The 14,921-nt window shown below is 63.5% G+C and carries 14 protein-coding genes and 1 pseudogene; 7 read left to right on the top strand and 8 right to left on the bottom strand.

What is annotated here, in order from left to right:
• Both T281_RS11900 and T281_RS11895 read left to right on the top strand, forming a co-directional pair.
• On the top strand, positions 1-411 hold a 411-nt coding region (locus tag T281_RS11900), incomplete at its 5' end, for an alpha-E domain-containing protein (protein ID WP_162173167.1).
• Positions 408-1,304 (top strand): transglutaminase family protein, encoded by an 897-nt coding sequence (locus tag T281_RS11895; RefSeq protein ID WP_037239076.1) that lies wholly within the window; start codon positions 408-410, stop codon positions 1,302-1,304. The genes T281_RS11900 and T281_RS11895, both read left to right, overlap by 4 nt.
• Positions 1,305-1,340: 36 nt before the next feature.
• On the opposite strand, the gene T281_RS17825 is transcribed toward T281_RS11895, so the two are convergent.
• Complete coding sequence (locus T281_RS17825) at positions 1,341-2,471, bottom strand: rhomboid family intramembrane serine protease (RefSeq protein ID WP_052037420.1); 1,131 nt, start codon at positions 2,469-2,471, stop codon at positions 1,341-1,343.
• Positions 2,471-2,857 (bottom strand): lysozyme inhibitor LprI family protein, encoded by a 387-nt coding sequence (locus T281_RS17820; protein WP_052037419.1) that lies wholly within the window; start codon positions 2,855-2,857, stop codon positions 2,471-2,473. Before T281_RS17820 ends, T281_RS17825 begins: the two co-directional genes overlap by 1 nt.
• Before the next feature lie 216 nt (positions 2,858-3,073).
• Here T281_RS17820 and T281_RS11880 point away from each other — a divergent pair, with 216 nt between their 5' ends.
• From T281_RS11880 to T281_RS11870, 3 genes are all read left to right on the top strand, one after another.
• On the top strand, positions 3,074-3,499 hold the full coding sequence (locus T281_RS11880; RefSeq protein WP_162173166.1) for a Rieske (2Fe-2S) protein: 426 nt from the start codon (positions 3,074-3,076) through the stop codon (positions 3,497-3,499).
• Positions 3,500-3,775: 276 nt separating this feature from the next.
• Positions 3,776-4,141 (top strand): (2Fe-2S) ferredoxin domain-containing protein, encoded by a 366-nt coding sequence (locus T281_RS11875; RefSeq protein WP_013419215.1) that lies wholly within the window; start codon positions 3,776-3,778, stop codon positions 4,139-4,141.
• A gap of 125 nt (positions 4,142-4,266) precedes the next feature.
• On the top strand, positions 4,267-6,546 hold the full coding sequence (locus T281_RS11870; protein ID WP_037239073.1) for an NADP-dependent malic enzyme: 2,280 nt from the start codon (positions 4,267-4,269) through the stop codon (positions 6,544-6,546).
• A 50-nt stretch (positions 6,547-6,596) separates the two neighbouring features.
• Here the strand turns inward: T281_RS11870 and T281_RS19395 are convergent, their stop codons facing one another.
• Positions 6,597-6,824 (bottom strand): hypothetical protein, encoded by a 228-nt coding sequence (locus tag T281_RS19395; RefSeq protein WP_013419213.1) that lies wholly within the window; start codon positions 6,822-6,824, stop codon positions 6,597-6,599.
• Positions 6,825-7,041: 217 nt separating this feature from the next.
• Positions 7,042-8,775 carry an MFS transporter gene (locus T281_RS11865; RefSeq protein WP_081796760.1) on the bottom strand — a complete coding sequence of 578 codons (1,734 nt, stop codon included), beginning with the start codon at positions 8,773-8,775 and terminating at the stop codon, positions 7,042-7,044.
• 380 nt (positions 8,776-9,155) lie between these two features.
• Between T281_RS11865 and T281_RS11860 the strand changes: the two genes are divergently transcribed.
• Entirely contained in the window at positions 9,156-10,664 is a 1,509-nt protein-coding gene (locus tag T281_RS11860) for an alkaline phosphatase family protein (RefSeq protein ID WP_037239069.1), read from the top strand.
• 81 nt (positions 10,665-10,745) lie between these two features.
• Here T281_RS11860 and T281_RS11855 read toward each other — a convergent pair whose 3' ends face one another.
• The 4 genes and pseudogenes from T281_RS11855 to T281_RS11845 form a co-directional block, all read right to left on the bottom strand.
• Complete coding sequence (locus tag T281_RS11855) at positions 10,746-12,389, bottom strand: Na+/H+ antiporter (protein WP_037239067.1); 1,644 nt, start codon at positions 12,387-12,389, stop codon at positions 10,746-10,748.
• 117 nt (positions 12,390-12,506) lie between these two features.
• Positions 12,507-13,280: an enoyl-ACP reductase FabI gene (fabI, locus tag T281_RS11850; RefSeq protein ID WP_037239085.1), complete on the bottom strand. Its 774-nt coding sequence runs from the start codon at positions 13,278-13,280 to the stop codon at positions 12,507-12,509.
• A 159-nt stretch (positions 13,281-13,439) separates the two neighbouring features.
• A pseudogene (locus tag T281_RS19900) lies at positions 13,440-13,721 on the bottom strand (TetR/AcrR family transcriptional regulator); the annotation flags it as partial.
• Positions 13,660-14,190 (bottom strand): hypothetical protein, encoded by a 531-nt coding sequence (locus T281_RS11845; protein ID WP_052037417.1) that lies wholly within the window; start codon positions 14,188-14,190, stop codon positions 13,660-13,662. The pseudogene T281_RS19900 and the gene T281_RS11845, both read right to left, overlap by 62 nt.
• A 126-nt stretch (positions 14,191-14,316) precedes the next feature.
• Here T281_RS11845 and T281_RS11840 point away from each other — a divergent pair.
• A partial coding sequence (locus T281_RS11840; RefSeq protein ID WP_037239080.1) for a BrxR family helix-turn-helix transcriptional regulator occupies positions 14,317-14,921 on the top strand: 605 nt, incomplete at its 3' end.

Raw genomic sequence — 14,921 nt, 5'->3', positions numbered from 1 at the left:
GTACTGAACGTGGCGGACAGCACCATCCCCTTCCGCCAGCGATATCTGTTCGCGCCGATCCTCTCGCTCGTGCTCGACCTCCTCATGGTGGACGAGGCGAATCCGCGTGGTATCGGCTTCCAGCTCTGCGCGATCACGGACCATCTTCAGGCGCTGCCGCAGGCTTCGCCGCACGCCCCGCACAACGAGGAGCAACGGCTCATTCTGGAGCTTCTGACGAAGGTGCGCCTCGCGAAGGTCGCCAGCCTTGAGCATGCCGACGCGTCCGGCAATCGCGTGGAGCTTCAGGAGTTGCTGGGCGCCCTGCTTTCGGGCTTGCCGAAGCTCTCCGAAGCGATTACGCGCCGTTATTTCAACCTGACCGAAGAAGAGCTTCGGCGCGTCTACACCCGCTTCGGTAGCCATTCATGAATTTCGAGATCAGCCATCGAACGACGTATCGCTATTCGGCACCGGTTTCGCAGTCCCACCATGTCTTGCACCTGACGCCTCGCTCCCATTACCGCCAAACGGTTTCACGGCACAGCCTCATCATCGATCCGGCGCCCGCCTCCAAGGCGGAAATGATCGACGATTTCGGCAATCCCGTCTCGCTGATCGCCATTGAGCAGGATCATCGCGAGTTGCTGATTCATTCGCGCGCGCAGGTCGAGGTGTTCGCGCCGATGCAGATCGACACGAGCCGCACGGCAAGCTGGAACGATGTCGCCGCGACGCTTCGCGCCAATCTCGGCCCGGAAACGTTCGAGGCGATCCAATATTCATGCCCGTCGCGCTTCATACGGCCGTCGCGCGACATCCATAAATTCGCGCGGGCGAGCTTTGTGGAGGGCCGCCCGATGCTCGAAGCTGTGCAAGACCTCACGGCGCGCATCAACCGCGATTTCAAATATGAGAGCGGGGCGACCGATGCCGCGACTTCGGTCGAGGAGGTGCTCCGCATCCGGCGCGGCGTGTGCCAGGACTTCGCGCATCTCGAAATCGCGTGCCTCAGGACGATGGGTCTCGCCGCCCGCTATGTCAGCGGCTATCTGCTGACCTACCCGCCAGTGGGACAGCCGAAGCTCATCGGCGCGGATGCGAGCCACGCGTGGATTTCGGTGTGGTCGCCCGAAATCGGCTGGGTGGATTTCGACCCGACGAACAACATGATCCCGGGCGAGGAGCATATCGCCATCGCCTTCGGGCGCGACTTTCAGGACGTAAGCCCCGTTAGCGGCGTGCTACTCGGCGGCGGCGAACATGAGGTCGAGGTGGCCGTGGACGTGAACCCCGTCAACGGCTGGGCTAGTATCGCGCGCTGACGTTTCCTCCGCTGGGCCATCGCGCGGCCTTCTCCTTCAACGCCGGCAAAGCCCCGCATTTTCCAGCAAGATCTGCCGCTCGCCCTTGAAGGCGCAGACGGGCTGCGCCATCGCCGCAGCCTCCGCCCTGCGCCCGCTCTCCTTCAGGAGCAGCGCAAGGTTCACCCGGATCAGATGCTCCAGCTCGGGCTTGAAGAACGCGCGCAGCATCTCGCGTTCGGCGAGCGCCGCGCGCCATTCGCGTTCCGCGCCGGCGTTGTCGTTGTCGCCTTGCAGCGTCACGGCGCGGTAAATGTGCGAGCGCGGATCGCGCGGGAACTCCGCGAGAAGTTCCGCCGAGCGCGCACGGATCTCGTCCATGCCTTTGGGTAGCCGCGCGTCGGGGATGACGTAAACGGCAAGCGTCTGCGAGCTGTAAGTCGCGACGACCTGGGACGCTGCGAAGATCGCGCCACACAGGCCGAGGACCGCGATCGCGATGGCTGTCTTGCGGTGGGGCGGTGCCTCGGTATCCGGATGCCACAGGCCGAGCAGCGTGGCCCCGACGATACCCCCGGCGATTGCGCCGCCGATATGCGCCGCAAAGTCGATCCGCTGCCCGAACAGCCCGTCGAACAGCGGGATAAGCGACGGAATGAGCACGCCGAGCGAGCCCGACAGCATCAGCCGCCGCTGGCGGGATTGTATCGGAAAGCGATAGGCGATGACGAGCGCCGAGGCGAAAAGGCCCATGATCGCGCCCGACGCGCCGACCGAAATGAGGTCCGCCGCGTTGATGGCGAGCGACGCCAGCCCGCCGCCGAGCGCACCGACCACGAAGATCGCCGCGAACCATATGGGGCCGACAACGCGTTCCAGCGCCGCGCCCGCGAACAGAAGCGCGAGGCTGTTCAACGCAAGATGCGGCACGCCGCCATGCAGCAGCGGCGCGGAGAACAGCCGCCACCACTGGCCGCCCTCCACGACGAGGCTCTTGTCGAGCGCGCCAAGTGCGACGAGCGTCGAGATGCCGGGATCGAAGAGGGTGCCGCTTCCTTCGATGCGAAACACGGCCTCGCACAGATAAACGGCGAGGATGGCGCCGATCAGGCCCAACGTGGCGGTCAACGGCGGCCGCTGGTATGCGCTAACCGCGTCGCGGCCGTCCGGCAGGTGGATGTCTCGCATCAGTCGGCCTTCAGTTCCTTGACCCGGTCTATCGTCATCTGGTTGACGCATCCCGAAACGATGACTTTCTCACCCGTGCCGCCCAGCATTACGCTTCCCCGCCAACTGCAATTCGTATCGCGGAACTTGAGCCACGCGCGTTGAGATTCAATGAGCCGCCCGCGGATTTCTTTCGCATCTTCCTCGCCGGAGTTCTTTTCGAGGAGCGTCTTGTAAATCCTGTTCAACTCGGCATCGTTCCGCTCAAAGTCGCGGCCGATACAATCCATCGTGGCCGCCGTCGACATGGCCTTGTCGAGGCAGGCGTCGAGAGGTTGCGAGGCGTCTTCAGCCTTCGCGCCCGCTGACACGGAAAAAAAGATAAACAAAGCGAAAAATATCCTCATGGGCTCTCCGTGCCGAAGTCCATCTCACAAGGCTGAGCGTTGCATTCCGCACTATGTCCGGCGACCGCGCGCGAGGCAACGGCTAGAGCGACATGCCACAGTAGGGAAGATGCGCTGGTATCCGTTTCGGAATGTCTCTAAAGTCGGCCCAACGGGGCATGCTCCTTGCATGACATGGCGAAAGATCAGGGCGCGAACCCAGCACAGGGACATCAGATGACCGATACCAAAGAAACCATCGTCTACGCCGTTTGCGAGGCGAACATTGCGCCCGGCTGGGTGCAGCCGTTCACGCTTGCGAAGGTGGGCGCGGATGGCAAGGATGAGCCGTTCCCCATTCTGATCGTGCGCGACGAGGCTCGGAAGTTTTACGCCTACGTGAATGCCTGCCCGCACGAGAAAAAGCCGCTTTACGAAGAGTCCGAGAATTACGTGTCGGACGGGCGGCGCCATCTGCACTGCATGCAGCATGACGCGAGGTTCGAGCCGAATACCGGGCTTTGCGTCGAAGGCGAGTGCAAGTTCCAGAGCCTCGAAAGCATACCTGTCGCGATCATCGACGGCGACGTGTGCATCGCGGGCGTCGAACTTGCCGAGGACGACGACGCAGGCCCGCCGGAGATCATGATCGTTTCCGAATAGGCGACGGCAGATTGCCGACGGTTTCGGGCGGTGTGCGGACGCGCGCCGCCTTATTCGTGTCGGTGGTCGCAAGGCCGGATCGTCGCGTCCTCAGCATGCGTCACTTTGGCCGGAACGGAACATTCGCTTTGTTTAATTAGTCCAGTTCCAGCCTTCGCCCCGGCCGCAGAAAGCCGCGCATGTCCCGCGATCAGCCATTTCGCACCCGGCAACGCTTTCGGTACGAACCTTGCTCTCTGCCTTCTGCCGCGCGCGGCCTACGCACAGGAGAAGCGAATGACCGAAGCCCTCACAGCCACCCCGGAAGGCAGACCCTTCGACCTGCCGCTGGTGTTCAAGCGCCACGTCTTCATCTGCGCGCAACAGCGGCCGCCGATGCATCCGCGCGGCAGTTGTGCGGCCTCCGGCGCGATGCCGCTGATCGAGCGGCTTTCCGCGAAGATACAGGCGTTGCAAGACCCGGAACTCGCCGTCACGGTGACGGGCTGCCTCGGCTTCTGCCAGGCGGGACCGGTGGTCGTCGTCTACCCCGAGGGCATCTGGTACGCGCCGAAGACGGTCGAGGACATCGACGAAATCTGCGTATCGCATCTCTGCGAGGGCGAACCCGTCGAGCGGCTCATCTTCGTGCCCAAGGTGTGACGCCGTTTCGCCCATCCTCCGCATGGCTGATAGTCGCGCGTCGGCGTAGCGCAAGCGTGCATTGAACAGCCGCCGCGAATGGCCTAGCTGTGGGGGTGACAAACACCCGCAGGAGAACGGCCCCGATGGCGAAGGATTTCAAGCAGAGCGCGATCGAATATCACGAGAGCGACCCGCCGGGAAAACTCGCCGTCACGCCGACGAAGCCGCTGTCCACCCAGCGCGATCTGTCGCTCGCCTATTCACCGGGCGTCGCGTTCGCCTGCGACGAGATCGTGGCCGACCCGGCGGCGGCGGCGCGCCTCACCGCGCGCGCCAACCTGATCGGCGTCATCACCAACGGCACCGCCGTGCTCGGCCTCGGCAATATCGGACCGCTCGCTTCCAAGCCCGTGATGGAAGGCAAGGCGGTGCTGTTCAAGAAGTTCGCGGGCATCGACGTGTTCGACATCGAAGTCGATGCGATGGACCCCGACCGCTTCGTGGATGCGGTGGCGGCGCTTGAGCCGACCTTCGGCGCGATCAACCTTGAAGACATCAAGGCGCCGGAGTGCTTCGAGATCGAGCAGAAGCTCCGTGAGCGCATGAAAATCCCGGTCATGCATGACGATCAGCACGGCACCGCCATCGTGGTCGCCGCCGCGATCCTGAACGGGCTGAAACTCGTCGGCAAGGACATCGGCAGCGTGCGCCTCGCGTGCTGCGGCGGCGGTGCGGCGGCGCTCGCCTGCCTCAACCTGCTCGTCAGCCTCGGCCTCAAGCGCGAAAATATCTTCGTCTCCGATCGCGTGGGCGTGGTCTATGAGGGCCGCACCGAGGAGATGAACCCCTACCTCGCGCGCTATGCACAGCCGACGGAATTCCGCAAGCTCGCCGAGACGCTGGTGGGCGCCGACATCTTCCTCGGCCTTTCCGCGCCGCGCGTCGTCTCCGCCGACATGGTGAAGACCATGGCGGAGCGCCCGATCATCATGGCGCTCGCGAACCCGACGCCGGAGATCATGCCGGACGAGGTGAAGGCTGTGCGCCCGGACGCGATCATCGCCACGGGCCGTTCGGACTTTCCGAATCAGGTCAACAACGTGCTGTGCTTCCCCTTCCTGTTCCGGGGCGCGCTTGACGCTGGCGCGACCGAGATCAACGAGACAATGAAAAAGGCCTGCGCCATGGCCATCGCCGATCTTGCGCAGGCGGAAGCGCATGACATCGTGCTCACGGCCTACGGCGCGGAGAGCTTCCATTTCGGGCCGGATTACATCATCCCGAAGCCGTTCGACCCGCGCCTCATCACGCGGCTTGCGCCCGCCGTCGCCCGCGCCGCGATGGAGTCCGGCGTTGCGACGCGTCCCATCGCCGATTTCGCCGCCTATCGCGAAAAGCTCGTGCGCTTCGTCTTCCGCTCGGGCCTCGTCATGAAGCCCGTGTTCGAGGCGGCGAAACGCGCGCCGAAGCGTGTCATCTTCGCGGAAGGCGACCGCGTGAAGGTGCTTCAGGCGGCGTATCAGGTGCTGTCGGAAGGCATCGCGCAGCCGATCCTCGTCGGCAGCCGCAAATTCATGGAAGAGCGCCTGCGCGATCTGGCGTTGCCGATGAAGCCGGGCGTCGATTTCCAGGTGTTCGACCCGACCGAAGATGCCAGCGTCGACGATCTCGCCGCCGACTATCACCGCCTTACCGACCGCAAGGGCATCACCCGCTCTGATGCGCGCGTCGCGGCGCGTCGGCAGAACACCGTGATTGCCGCGATGCTGCTGAAGCGCGGCGAGGCGGACGCGATGATCTGCGGCACGACCGGGCGCTTCGACCGGCACCTGAAGGACATCGGCGACATCATCGGCTTGCGCGCGGGCGTGAAGAATTTCGCCGCGCTGAACGCCCTCGTGCTCGAGTCGGGCACGTTCTTCGTCGCCGACACGCAGGTGAACTACGACCCGACCGCCGAGGAAGTGGCCGAAGCCGCCGTGCTTTCGGCCCGGCAGGTGGCCCGCTTCGGCCTGACGCCGAAACTCGCCTTCCTCTCGCACTCGAACTTCGGCAGCGGCAATACGCCCAGCGCGAAGAAGATGCGCGAGGCGCTTCAATTGTTCTGGGAGCGCGAACCGGGCGTCGAGGCCGAGGGCGAGATGCATTCCGATATGGCGCTGTCGGAAGGCGTGCGGCGCGAGTTGTTCCCCTATTCGAAGCTCGAAGGCGAGGCGAACGTGCTCATCATGCCGTCGCTAGACGCGGCCAACATCGCCTATAACGCGATCAAGGTGCTGGGCTCGGCCATTTCCATCGGCCCAATCCTGCTCGGCGCGGCGATGCCCGCCCACATTGTGACGCCGTCCGCTTCCGTTCGCGGACTCGTCAATATGACGGCGGTTGCCGTGGTCGGTGCGAGCGAAAGCCGGGAGGCGAAATAAGCCCGACCTCGGTCGCGCGGAGCTTCGCGGCAGGCGCGTTCGACCCGGCCCTACCTGACCACGGGCCCCGGTCCAGGACAGGCCCATTTCCGGCCCATCGCGCATAGACGGCGCATGCGGGCTTCGCGGATCTTCTGCTTCTTGTACCAGTCGGCGGATGCGAAGGGCGGGTAGTAACACCCGCCCTTTCCGTCCGGGAGCGAGCCGCCGCTGCAAGCGGCCCAAGCGGCGCCGCTGAAACAGACGGTCATCGCAGCTGCCGTGAGCACTCGTTTCATCGTTTCCTCTCCTCTTGTTGTCATTTTTTGGCGCGTTGTGCGCGATTGCGGTGAAACGCGTTTCGCGCGCGATGGCTCACGGGGGCGCGGAATTGATCGACAAATGACAGCGGATGCCTTGCGGGGCATTACCGGAAACGCAAAAAAGCCCGCGTGAAAACGCGGGCTTTTCCATTGAGCGGGATGCCCCGGGCCGAGGCCCGAGGGCGAAGTTGTCTTAGTTGATGATGTCGCGGCCCTTCGTCTCGCGCAGGAAGAGCACGCCGAGGACGAGGGTCATGATCGCCACGATCACCGGGTACATCAGGCCGGCGTAGATGTTGCCGGTCGAGGCCACGATGGCGAAGGCGGTGATCGGAAGGAAGCCGCCGAACCAGCCGTTGCCGATGTGATAGGGCAGGGACATCGCGGTGTAGCGGATGCGGGTCGGGAAGAGTTCGACAAGCATCGCCGCAATCGGGCCGTACACCATCGTCACGAGGAAGACGAGGTAGACGAGGAGCGCGACCACGGTCCAGTTTATGCCTTCGAGCGCAGACTTCGCCGGATAGCCCGCAGTCTTGAGCGCTTCGGCGAGTTCCTTCTTGAAGCGTTCGCCCTGAACCTTGGCATCGGGGGCCGCCGCGTCATACGACTGCACCACTGTCTCGCCGATCTTGATCGACGCTGTGCCAGCCGCGCCCGTCTCGTTGATGTAAGGCACGCCGGCCTTCACGAGCGAAGACTTCGCAACGTCGCAAGGCGAGGTGAACTTCGACTTGCCCACGGGGTCGAACTGGAGACGGCACTGGCTCGGGTCGGCGAAAACCGAAACCGGAGACGTGTCGATGGCCTTGGCAAGCTGCGGGTTGCCGGCATGCGTCAGGAGTTCGAACACGCCGGGATAGGCGTAGGAGCCGAGGCCGAGCGGCTTAAGAAGGCCCGTCGGGTAGTAGGTGAGGATCGCAAGCAGCAGACCCAGCATGATGATGGGCTTGCGGCCGATCTTGTCCGAGAGCCAGCCGAAGATGACGAAGAACGGCGTGCCGATGAGGAGCGCAATCGCGATCATGATGTTCGACCAGTAGGGGTCGACCTTGAGCGTCTGCGTCAGGAAGAACAGCGCGTAGAACTGGCCCGTGTACCACACCACGGCCTGACCGGCAGTGAGGCCGAACAGTGCGAGCAGAACGATGCGGCCGTTGGTCCAGTTGCCGAACGCTTCCGAGAGCGGAGCCTTGGAAGTGCGGCCCTCTTCCTTCATCGCCTTGAAGACGGGCGACTCGTTCAGGGTCATGCGGATCCAGACCGAGATGCCGAGCAGCACGATGGAAACGAGGAAGGGAATGCGCCAGAAGCCGTATTCGGCCGCGAACGAGGCAGCCTTTTCGGCAGCCGTGTCACCGGGTGAGAAATAGCGGCAAAGAAGGATGACGATCAGCGAGAGGAACAGGCCGAGCGTCGCCGTGGTCTGGATCCAGCTCGTGCGGTAACCGCGCTTGGTGGGTTCCGCATGCTCCGCCACATAGATCGCCGCGCCGCCATACTCGCCGCCGAGCGCAAGGCCTTGCAGCAGGCGCAACGCGATCAGGATGACGGGCGCCGCGACGCCGATCGTATTGTAACCGGGCAGCACGCCGACGAGGAAGGTCGACAGGCCCATGATGAGGATGGTGATAAGGAAGGTGTATTTACGGCCGACGAGGTCGCCGAGTCGGCCGAACACGATGGCGCCGAAGGGGCGCACGAAGAAGCCCGCGGCGAAGGCGAGCAGCGCGAAGATGAACTGACCGGACTCGGTCAGGCCGGAGAAGAAGTGCGAGCCGATAATGGCCGCGAGCGAACCGTAAAGGTAGAAGTCGTACCACTCGAATACGGTGCCGAGCGAAGATGCAAAGACCACCTTCCGCTGCTCAGCCGGGCTGATTGCGCCCGCTGGTGTGTAGGCTCTGCCTGCTGCGATGTCTGTCACTAAACCCTCCCAATCTGGATATGCGTCTGTTTCGAAAAACCGGACAAATGGCGGTTGCCGGAGGCGTTTCCGGTGCGCGAATACATCGCAGATTTAGCATAGCTCCCATGCGACGGAGCTAAGACATTGGGGCTAAGACTTTCGGCTTAACCTTGAAAAAAAGCGGAAATTTAGCAAATACCCACGAAAGAGGGAGGAACAACTCTGTGCGCGACTGAGGCTAGGCCATGCAGATAAAGCATGCCTGATAAGCAAACGCAGGCTTCGCCTTTTGTCTCTGCCCCCTCTGTCGGGCACCGACATATATCTGTGACAAGGCTGTCGTAATAACGGAAGCTCGGGCTCGCCGACCGGCCGGCGGCTCATTACGGGAGCACGAAATGACATCACGAACCCTCGCGGTGGCCTTGGGACTCGCGGGTGTGGCAGCGCTGTGCGCGCCCGCCCAGGCGCAGGGCATCAAGCAGGCGCAGGACAGCTATTTCCTTGCGGCGAAAGCAGATCTCGAAAAAATCCTCGCACGCCAGCCGAATACGAAGAAGGCGAAGAACATCATCCTTTTCGTCGGCGACGGCATGTCGATCCCCACCGTGACGGCGGCCCGCATCATGGACGGGCAGCGGCGCGGCGTGGATGGTGAAAGCAACTCGCTCGCCTTCGAGACGCTTCTTCCCTATGTGGCGCTGTCGAAGACTTATACGCATGACAGCCAGGTGGCGGATTCCGCGCCGACCGCGACCGCGATGGTCTCCGGCGTGAAGTCGGTCAATGGCACCATCGGCGTCGACCAGCACGTCACGGTCGGCAATTGCGCGAGCCAGAAGGGCACCGAGGTCACGACGATCTTCGAATTGGCCGAGAAGGCCGGGCTTTCGACCGGCATCGTGTCGACGGCGCGCATCACGCATGCGACGCCCGCGGCAGCCTACGCCAAGACGGCGGGCCGCGACTGGGAAGTCGATACCAATCTTCCCGGCCCTGCCAAAGCGGCGGGCTGCAAGGACATCGCCACGCAACTCGTCGAATGGCCCGCAGGCAACGGTTTCGAGGTGATTCTCGGCGGCGGCCGATCGTATTTCCTGCCGAAGGAAGTCGCCGACCCTGAAACCGAGAGCAAGACGGGCACGCGCGCCGATGGCCGCAATCTCGCCGACGAGTGGCAGCGCAAGTACAACGACGCGGCCTATGTCTGGAACAAGGCGCAGTTCGACGCAATCGATCCGGCCAAAACCGGCCATGTGCTCGGCCTTTTCGAGCGCAGCCACATGCAATACGAGGCGGAACGCGCGAAGGACAAGGCGGGCGAACCCTCGCTCGCGGAGATGACCACCAAGGCCATCGACCTTCTGTCGAAGAACAAGGATGGCTTTGTGCTGATGGTGGAGGCTGGCCGCATCGACCACGCTCATCACGACGGCAAGGCCGGTCTCGCGCTCCTCGACACGCTGGCGCTCGACGAGGCCGTGAAGGCCGCCTACGCCAAGGTCGATCCCGAGGAAACGCTGATTATCCTGACGGCGGACCACAGCCACGTCTTTTCCATCGCGGGCTATCCGAAGCGCGGCAACCCGATCCTCGGCCTCGCGGGCTACGGCCTCGACGGCAAGCCCTACACCACGCTGGGCTATCTGAACGGGCCGGGCGCCAAGGCGAACGAACCGCGCGCCGATCTCAACGGCGTGGATACCACCGCCCTCGACTTCCGCCAGCAGGCGCTGATCCCGCTCGACGCGGAATCGCACGCGGGCGACGACGTGGCGGTGTTCGCGCAGGGGCCCTCGGCATACCTGTTTCAGGGCGTGATCGAGCAGAACATGATCTTCCATGTCATGACCCATGCGTCGGGCATTCTGGAGAAAGTGGGCCGGGACACGGCCGCCGCGAAATAGGGCGGTCGAGGCATGTCCTCGCGCGAGCGCGCAGACACAAAAAAATGGCCACCAGCGGTGGCCATTTTTTTGTGTCTCACGTCAGGCCGACATCAAGCGCGCTTCGATGAAATCGAGTTCGCGCACGAACTTGCGGGCCACTTCCTCCGAAATTTGCCGCGAGCGCCGCAAGCGGAGAATCTCCACACGCTCGGCCCGGATCGCGGCCAGACGAAGCTCGCGCTCGATCTCATAGGCGCGGCGCACTGTTTCGCGGCCTTCGCCGTCGGCGGTCTTGTCGCGGATACGCTGGCGGTAAAAGTCTCCGATGTTTGCAGCAACATCGGCATAGAGAGCCGCGTCTTCGATATCGTCTCCGCCCGTGCGCTTATGCGTCTCGACTGCTTTCAATGCCGCCTCGGCGACGAGACTGCGGGCCTTGTCCTCTTCTTCTTCACGCGCGGGCTCGGGCGGAAGCTGAAGCTTGCCGAGGAGAAACGGCAAGGCGATACTGGCCACGATGAGCGAGACGATAATCACGCCCGCCGCGAGGTAGATCGCGAGGTCGCGCGCCGGGAATGGCGTCAAACCGTCTTCCATCACGAGAGGGAGCGTGAGCACGCCCGCTAGCGTGATCGCCCCGCGCACACCCGCGAGCGCCGTGACGGCGACGAGACGCCAGCCCGGCTTCCGGATGACTTCGCCCCGAAGCGCCGCGCGAAATAGCGTAAAGCGCAGCGACACCCACACCCAGACGAGCCGCAGTGCGATCAGCGCGGCGCTGATGGCTACGACGTACACCAAGAGCCACGCCGGGTCGATGTGCCCTGTATCGCGCACCACCTGCGCCGCTCCCGCTCCGATGGTCGGCAATTGCTCGCCGAGAAGCACGAAGATCACGCCCTTCACTGCGAATTGCATTGTGTCCCAGACGGCGGCTCGGCTCACCCGCGTCAGCGCCATGGCTTGTCCGGTCTGCTCCGCATAGCTCATGGTGATGCCAGCGGCCACCGCCGCCAGGATGCCCGAACAGTGGAAATGCTCGGCCAGAAGGTAAGCGCCGAACGGGATGAGAAGGCTGATGAGGATCTGCGAGCCGGGGTCTTCGCCGAAGGTGCGGGCGAACCAGTTCTTCGCATGCGTCACCGCCCATGTCACGCCGACGCCAATCGCGATGCCGCCCGCCGCCAGCCAGACGAAAGTGCCCGTCGCGTCGATCAGCGAGAACGTCCCCGTCAGCGCGGCGGCCACGGCAAACTGCATGCAGACGAGGCCCGAAGCGTCGTTCAGGAGCGACTCGCCTTCGAGGATGTGCATCAGCCGCTGCGGCACGGGCACGCGCTGGGCGATGGCGGACACCGCGATCGGGTCCGTCGGCGACACAACGGCCGCGAGCGCGAAGGCCACGGCGAGCGGCATCGACGGGATGAGCCAATGCACGAACAACCCGACGCCGAGCACCGTGAAGATCACGAGGCCGAAGGAGAGTTCGAGGATGGTGGTCGCGTCGCGGAACAGGCCCTCCTTCGGAATGCGCCAGCCATCGAGAAAGAGGAGCGGCGGCAGGAACAGTAGGAAGAAGATGTCCGGCTTCAGTTCGACGCCGAGATCCGCGACATTGGCGATGGCTGCGCCGAGCCCGATCTGGACGAGCGGCAGCGGCAACGCGACAGGAAGCGCGCGCGAAACCCATCCGCTCAATACAACGGCGAGCGCGAGCACGAGGGCGGTCGTGATCGTGTCCATGTTTCTCTTAACCTTTCAACGGCGCGCGGATCGGGGATCGCTCGCGCCGAAGCGTTGTGCAAGGCTCCGGTGCGGTCGCGAGCGCAAGCCCGCGACCGCACCTCGGCGCAACTCGCGTCAGGCCACGGTGTGGAAGCCGTTATCGGCGAACACCACGGAGCCGTTGGTCGATGAGCCCGCCTCGCTGGCAAGGAAGGCTGCCACGCGGCCGACATCCTCGACGCTGATGAGATGATGACCGGGCGTGCGATCGCGAACTTCGTCGAGAAGCTCGTCGAAGCGCCCGATGCCCGAAGCCGCGCGCGTCTTGACCGGACCGGCCGAGATGGCGTTCGCGCGGATGCGTTTGTCGGCCAGATCGGCCGCAATATAGCGCACGGTCGATTCGAGCGCGGCCTTCACCGGGCCCATCAGGTTATAGTGCTGCACCACGCGCTCCGATCCATAGAAAGTGACCGTGAGAAGCGAGCCGCCATCGGTCATCAGCGGCATGGCCAGCTTCGCCACGCGGATGAAGGAGTGGCACGAGATGTCCATCGCGAGCGCGAAGCCCTCAGCGGAGCAATTCACGATGCTCGTCTGCAAGTCTTCGCGCGGCGCGAAAGCGATGGAATGCAGCACGAAATCGAGCTGCCCCCACTGCCGGGCGATCGTCTCGAACACCGCTTCCAGCTCGCCGGGAACGCGGACGTCGCAGGGCAGCATGATCTTCGCTCTGACCGCTTCCGCGACAGGGCTGACGAACCGCAACGCCTTGTCGTTGAGGTATGTGACCGCAAGTTCGGCCCCGGCCTGATGAAATGCCGCTGCACACCCGGCTGCGATGCTGTTTTCGTTCGCGATGCCGATAACAAGGCCGCGTTTTCCATTAAGATCGACGATAGCGGTCATGGCAATTCCTTTTCGAGTTTGAACACGTTCCTTGCGCGTTCTCCCCTGAACTTTTGCCTGTTCCGCTTTCTGATGTGCGGTTTGCGGACACTCGCACGCCGTAGCTTGGTGAGCCGGCGTTTGCGGTGCCTGAGATTCTGGCGTGGCCAACATGGCCATGATCGCTCTTGCGATAATGGCTTCGAGGTCTCCGCCCTCGCCCTCCGCGAGGAGGCGAATCTGGAGCACGTTCCTGATAATGCCCAAACCGGACAGGAATACGGTTATTGCCGCAAATCGCGCATCAATCGGCTCGCCCATTTTTTCGGCGAGCGAGCCGATGAAATCCTTGAAGATCGTCTCGCGCAAAACCCTTGCAGCGTCGGGGCTGGAAGCCGTTCTACTGCCTTGCCGAGGTCCGTATGCCCCCGACGTGATTTCGGCTTCCAGACATTTCGACAAAAAGATGCTGGTGGCTTTCGAAATCGATGTCGTGGCGCTTCATCCATGCCCGGACGTTTGCCACGCCGCAGAAGACGAGCACCCCTTCGCCCCGCCGAAGACGGAACAGCGCTTCGCGGCGCACGAGTTCGTCTCCGTCGCGCGCGTCTTCCTCCATCAGAAGCGAGGCGGGCACGCGCAATTCGCCGATCCGGATGCGGCTGACCGCCTGATACGCGGCGGAATGTTCGAGCCAGAAGACCTCGCCGAAGTGTTTGCAGACGGCCCGTTGAGTAATGCAGACGGTTTCGAGCCCGTGGCTGCCGGATTTTTCCAGATGGCGGCGCAGTTCCGTTCTCGCTTCCTTTCCAACGTCCCGGCGAAGGTCGCGACAGGAGACTTCCTGCGAATAGACGAGCGTCAACCGGCCGTCCCCGGTATCAATGAGCAAAGCTCCGGTGGCCGCAATAATGTCGATCTTTCCAACCATGACGGCCCCACCCTTCGCTGAAATCTCTGTCTACCCCGTTGAAAGACAAGGAGAACGAGATTATAGTCAATTATGCGTATAATTTTACGACCCGTCAAGAAACTTGATCCGTAGGGAGAGCGAATTTTGGATGCGACGGACGAGCGCCTGCGCTGGGGCACAGAGCAACGTCTGGAGTTCATTGAGTTTCGCGCCTTCTGGGAAGGTGGCATTCGGCGGGGCGACATCACCGGGCAATTCGGCGTTTCCGTGCCTCAGGCCTCCAACGATCTCGCCCTTTACCAGCGTTTGGCACCGCTGAATTTGCGTTACGACGCGAGCGAGAAGCGCTATGTGCCCACGGCCGACTTCGCGCCGCGCTTCATGAAGCCGGACGCGGACCGCTATCTTGATCAGCTCTGGTGCGTGGCCGACGGGCTCATCGGCTTCGACGAGACGTGGATCGTGCGCGCGCCGGAAGCAGGCGTTGTGCCGGTGCCGAGGCGGCGCATCGAGTCATCCGTGCTGAAGCGCCTTGTCGGTGTCATCAGGGACCGGCGCTCCATCGAGATCCTCTATCAATCCATGACATCGCGGCGCGCGGATCAACCCATCTGGCGACGCATCACACCCCACGCCTTTGCGCATGACGGGATGCGCTGGCACGTTCGGGCCTTCTGTCACCTGGATGAAAAGTTCAAGGATTTCCTGCTGTCGCGTTGCCGCGAGGTGCGCGGCGATGGAGCGGCGGG

Origin of the sequence: Rhodomicrobium udaipurense JA643 (genome assembly GCF_000636015.1) — a bacterium.
In the GTDB taxonomy this organism is placed as follows: Bacteria; Pseudomonadota; Alphaproteobacteria; order Rhizobiales; family Rhodomicrobiaceae; genus Rhodomicrobium; species Rhodomicrobium udaipurense.
Note: the sequence above shows the minus strand (reverse complement) of the source record. Positions and strands in the feature narration are given on the sequence as shown.

Excerpts from the sequence above, each read along its gene's own strand:
- T281_RS11895 (WP_037239076.1), top strand. The coding sequence starts at position 408 with ATGAATTTCGAGATCAGCCATCGAACGACGTATCGCTATTCGGCACCG.
- T281_RS17825 (WP_052037420.1), bottom strand. The coding sequence starts at position 2,471 with ATGCGAGACATCCACCTGCCGGACGGCCGCGACGCGGTTAGCGCATAC.
- T281_RS17820 (WP_052037419.1), bottom strand. The coding sequence starts at position 2,857 with ATGAGGATATTTTTCGCTTTGTTTATCTTTTTTTCCGTGTCAGCGGGC.
- T281_RS11880 (WP_162173166.1), top strand. The coding sequence starts at position 3,074 with ATGACCGATACCAAAGAAACCATCGTCTACGCCGTTTGCGAGGCGAAC.
- T281_RS11875 (WP_013419215.1), top strand. The coding sequence starts at position 3,776 with ATGACCGAAGCCCTCACAGCCACCCCGGAAGGCAGACCCTTCGACCTG.
- T281_RS11870 (WP_037239073.1), top strand. The coding sequence starts at position 4,267 with ATGGCGAAGGATTTCAAGCAGAGCGCGATCGAATATCACGAGAGCGAC.
- T281_RS19395 (WP_013419213.1), bottom strand. The coding sequence starts at position 6,824 with ATGAAACGAGTGCTCACGGCAGCTGCGATGACCGTCTGTTTCAGCGGC.
- T281_RS11860 (WP_037239069.1), top strand. The coding sequence starts at position 9,156 with ATGACATCACGAACCCTCGCGGTGGCCTTGGGACTCGCGGGTGTGGCA.
- T281_RS11855 (WP_037239067.1), bottom strand. The coding sequence starts at position 12,389 with ATGGACACGATCACGACCGCCCTCGTGCTCGCGCTCGCCGTTGTATTG.
- fabI (WP_037239085.1), bottom strand. The coding sequence starts at position 13,280 with ATGACCGCTATCGTCGATCTTAATGGAAAACGCGGCCTTGTTATCGGC.
- T281_RS11845 (WP_052037417.1), bottom strand. The coding sequence starts at position 14,190 with ATGGTTGGAAAGATCGACATTATTGCGGCCACCGGAGCTTTGCTCATT.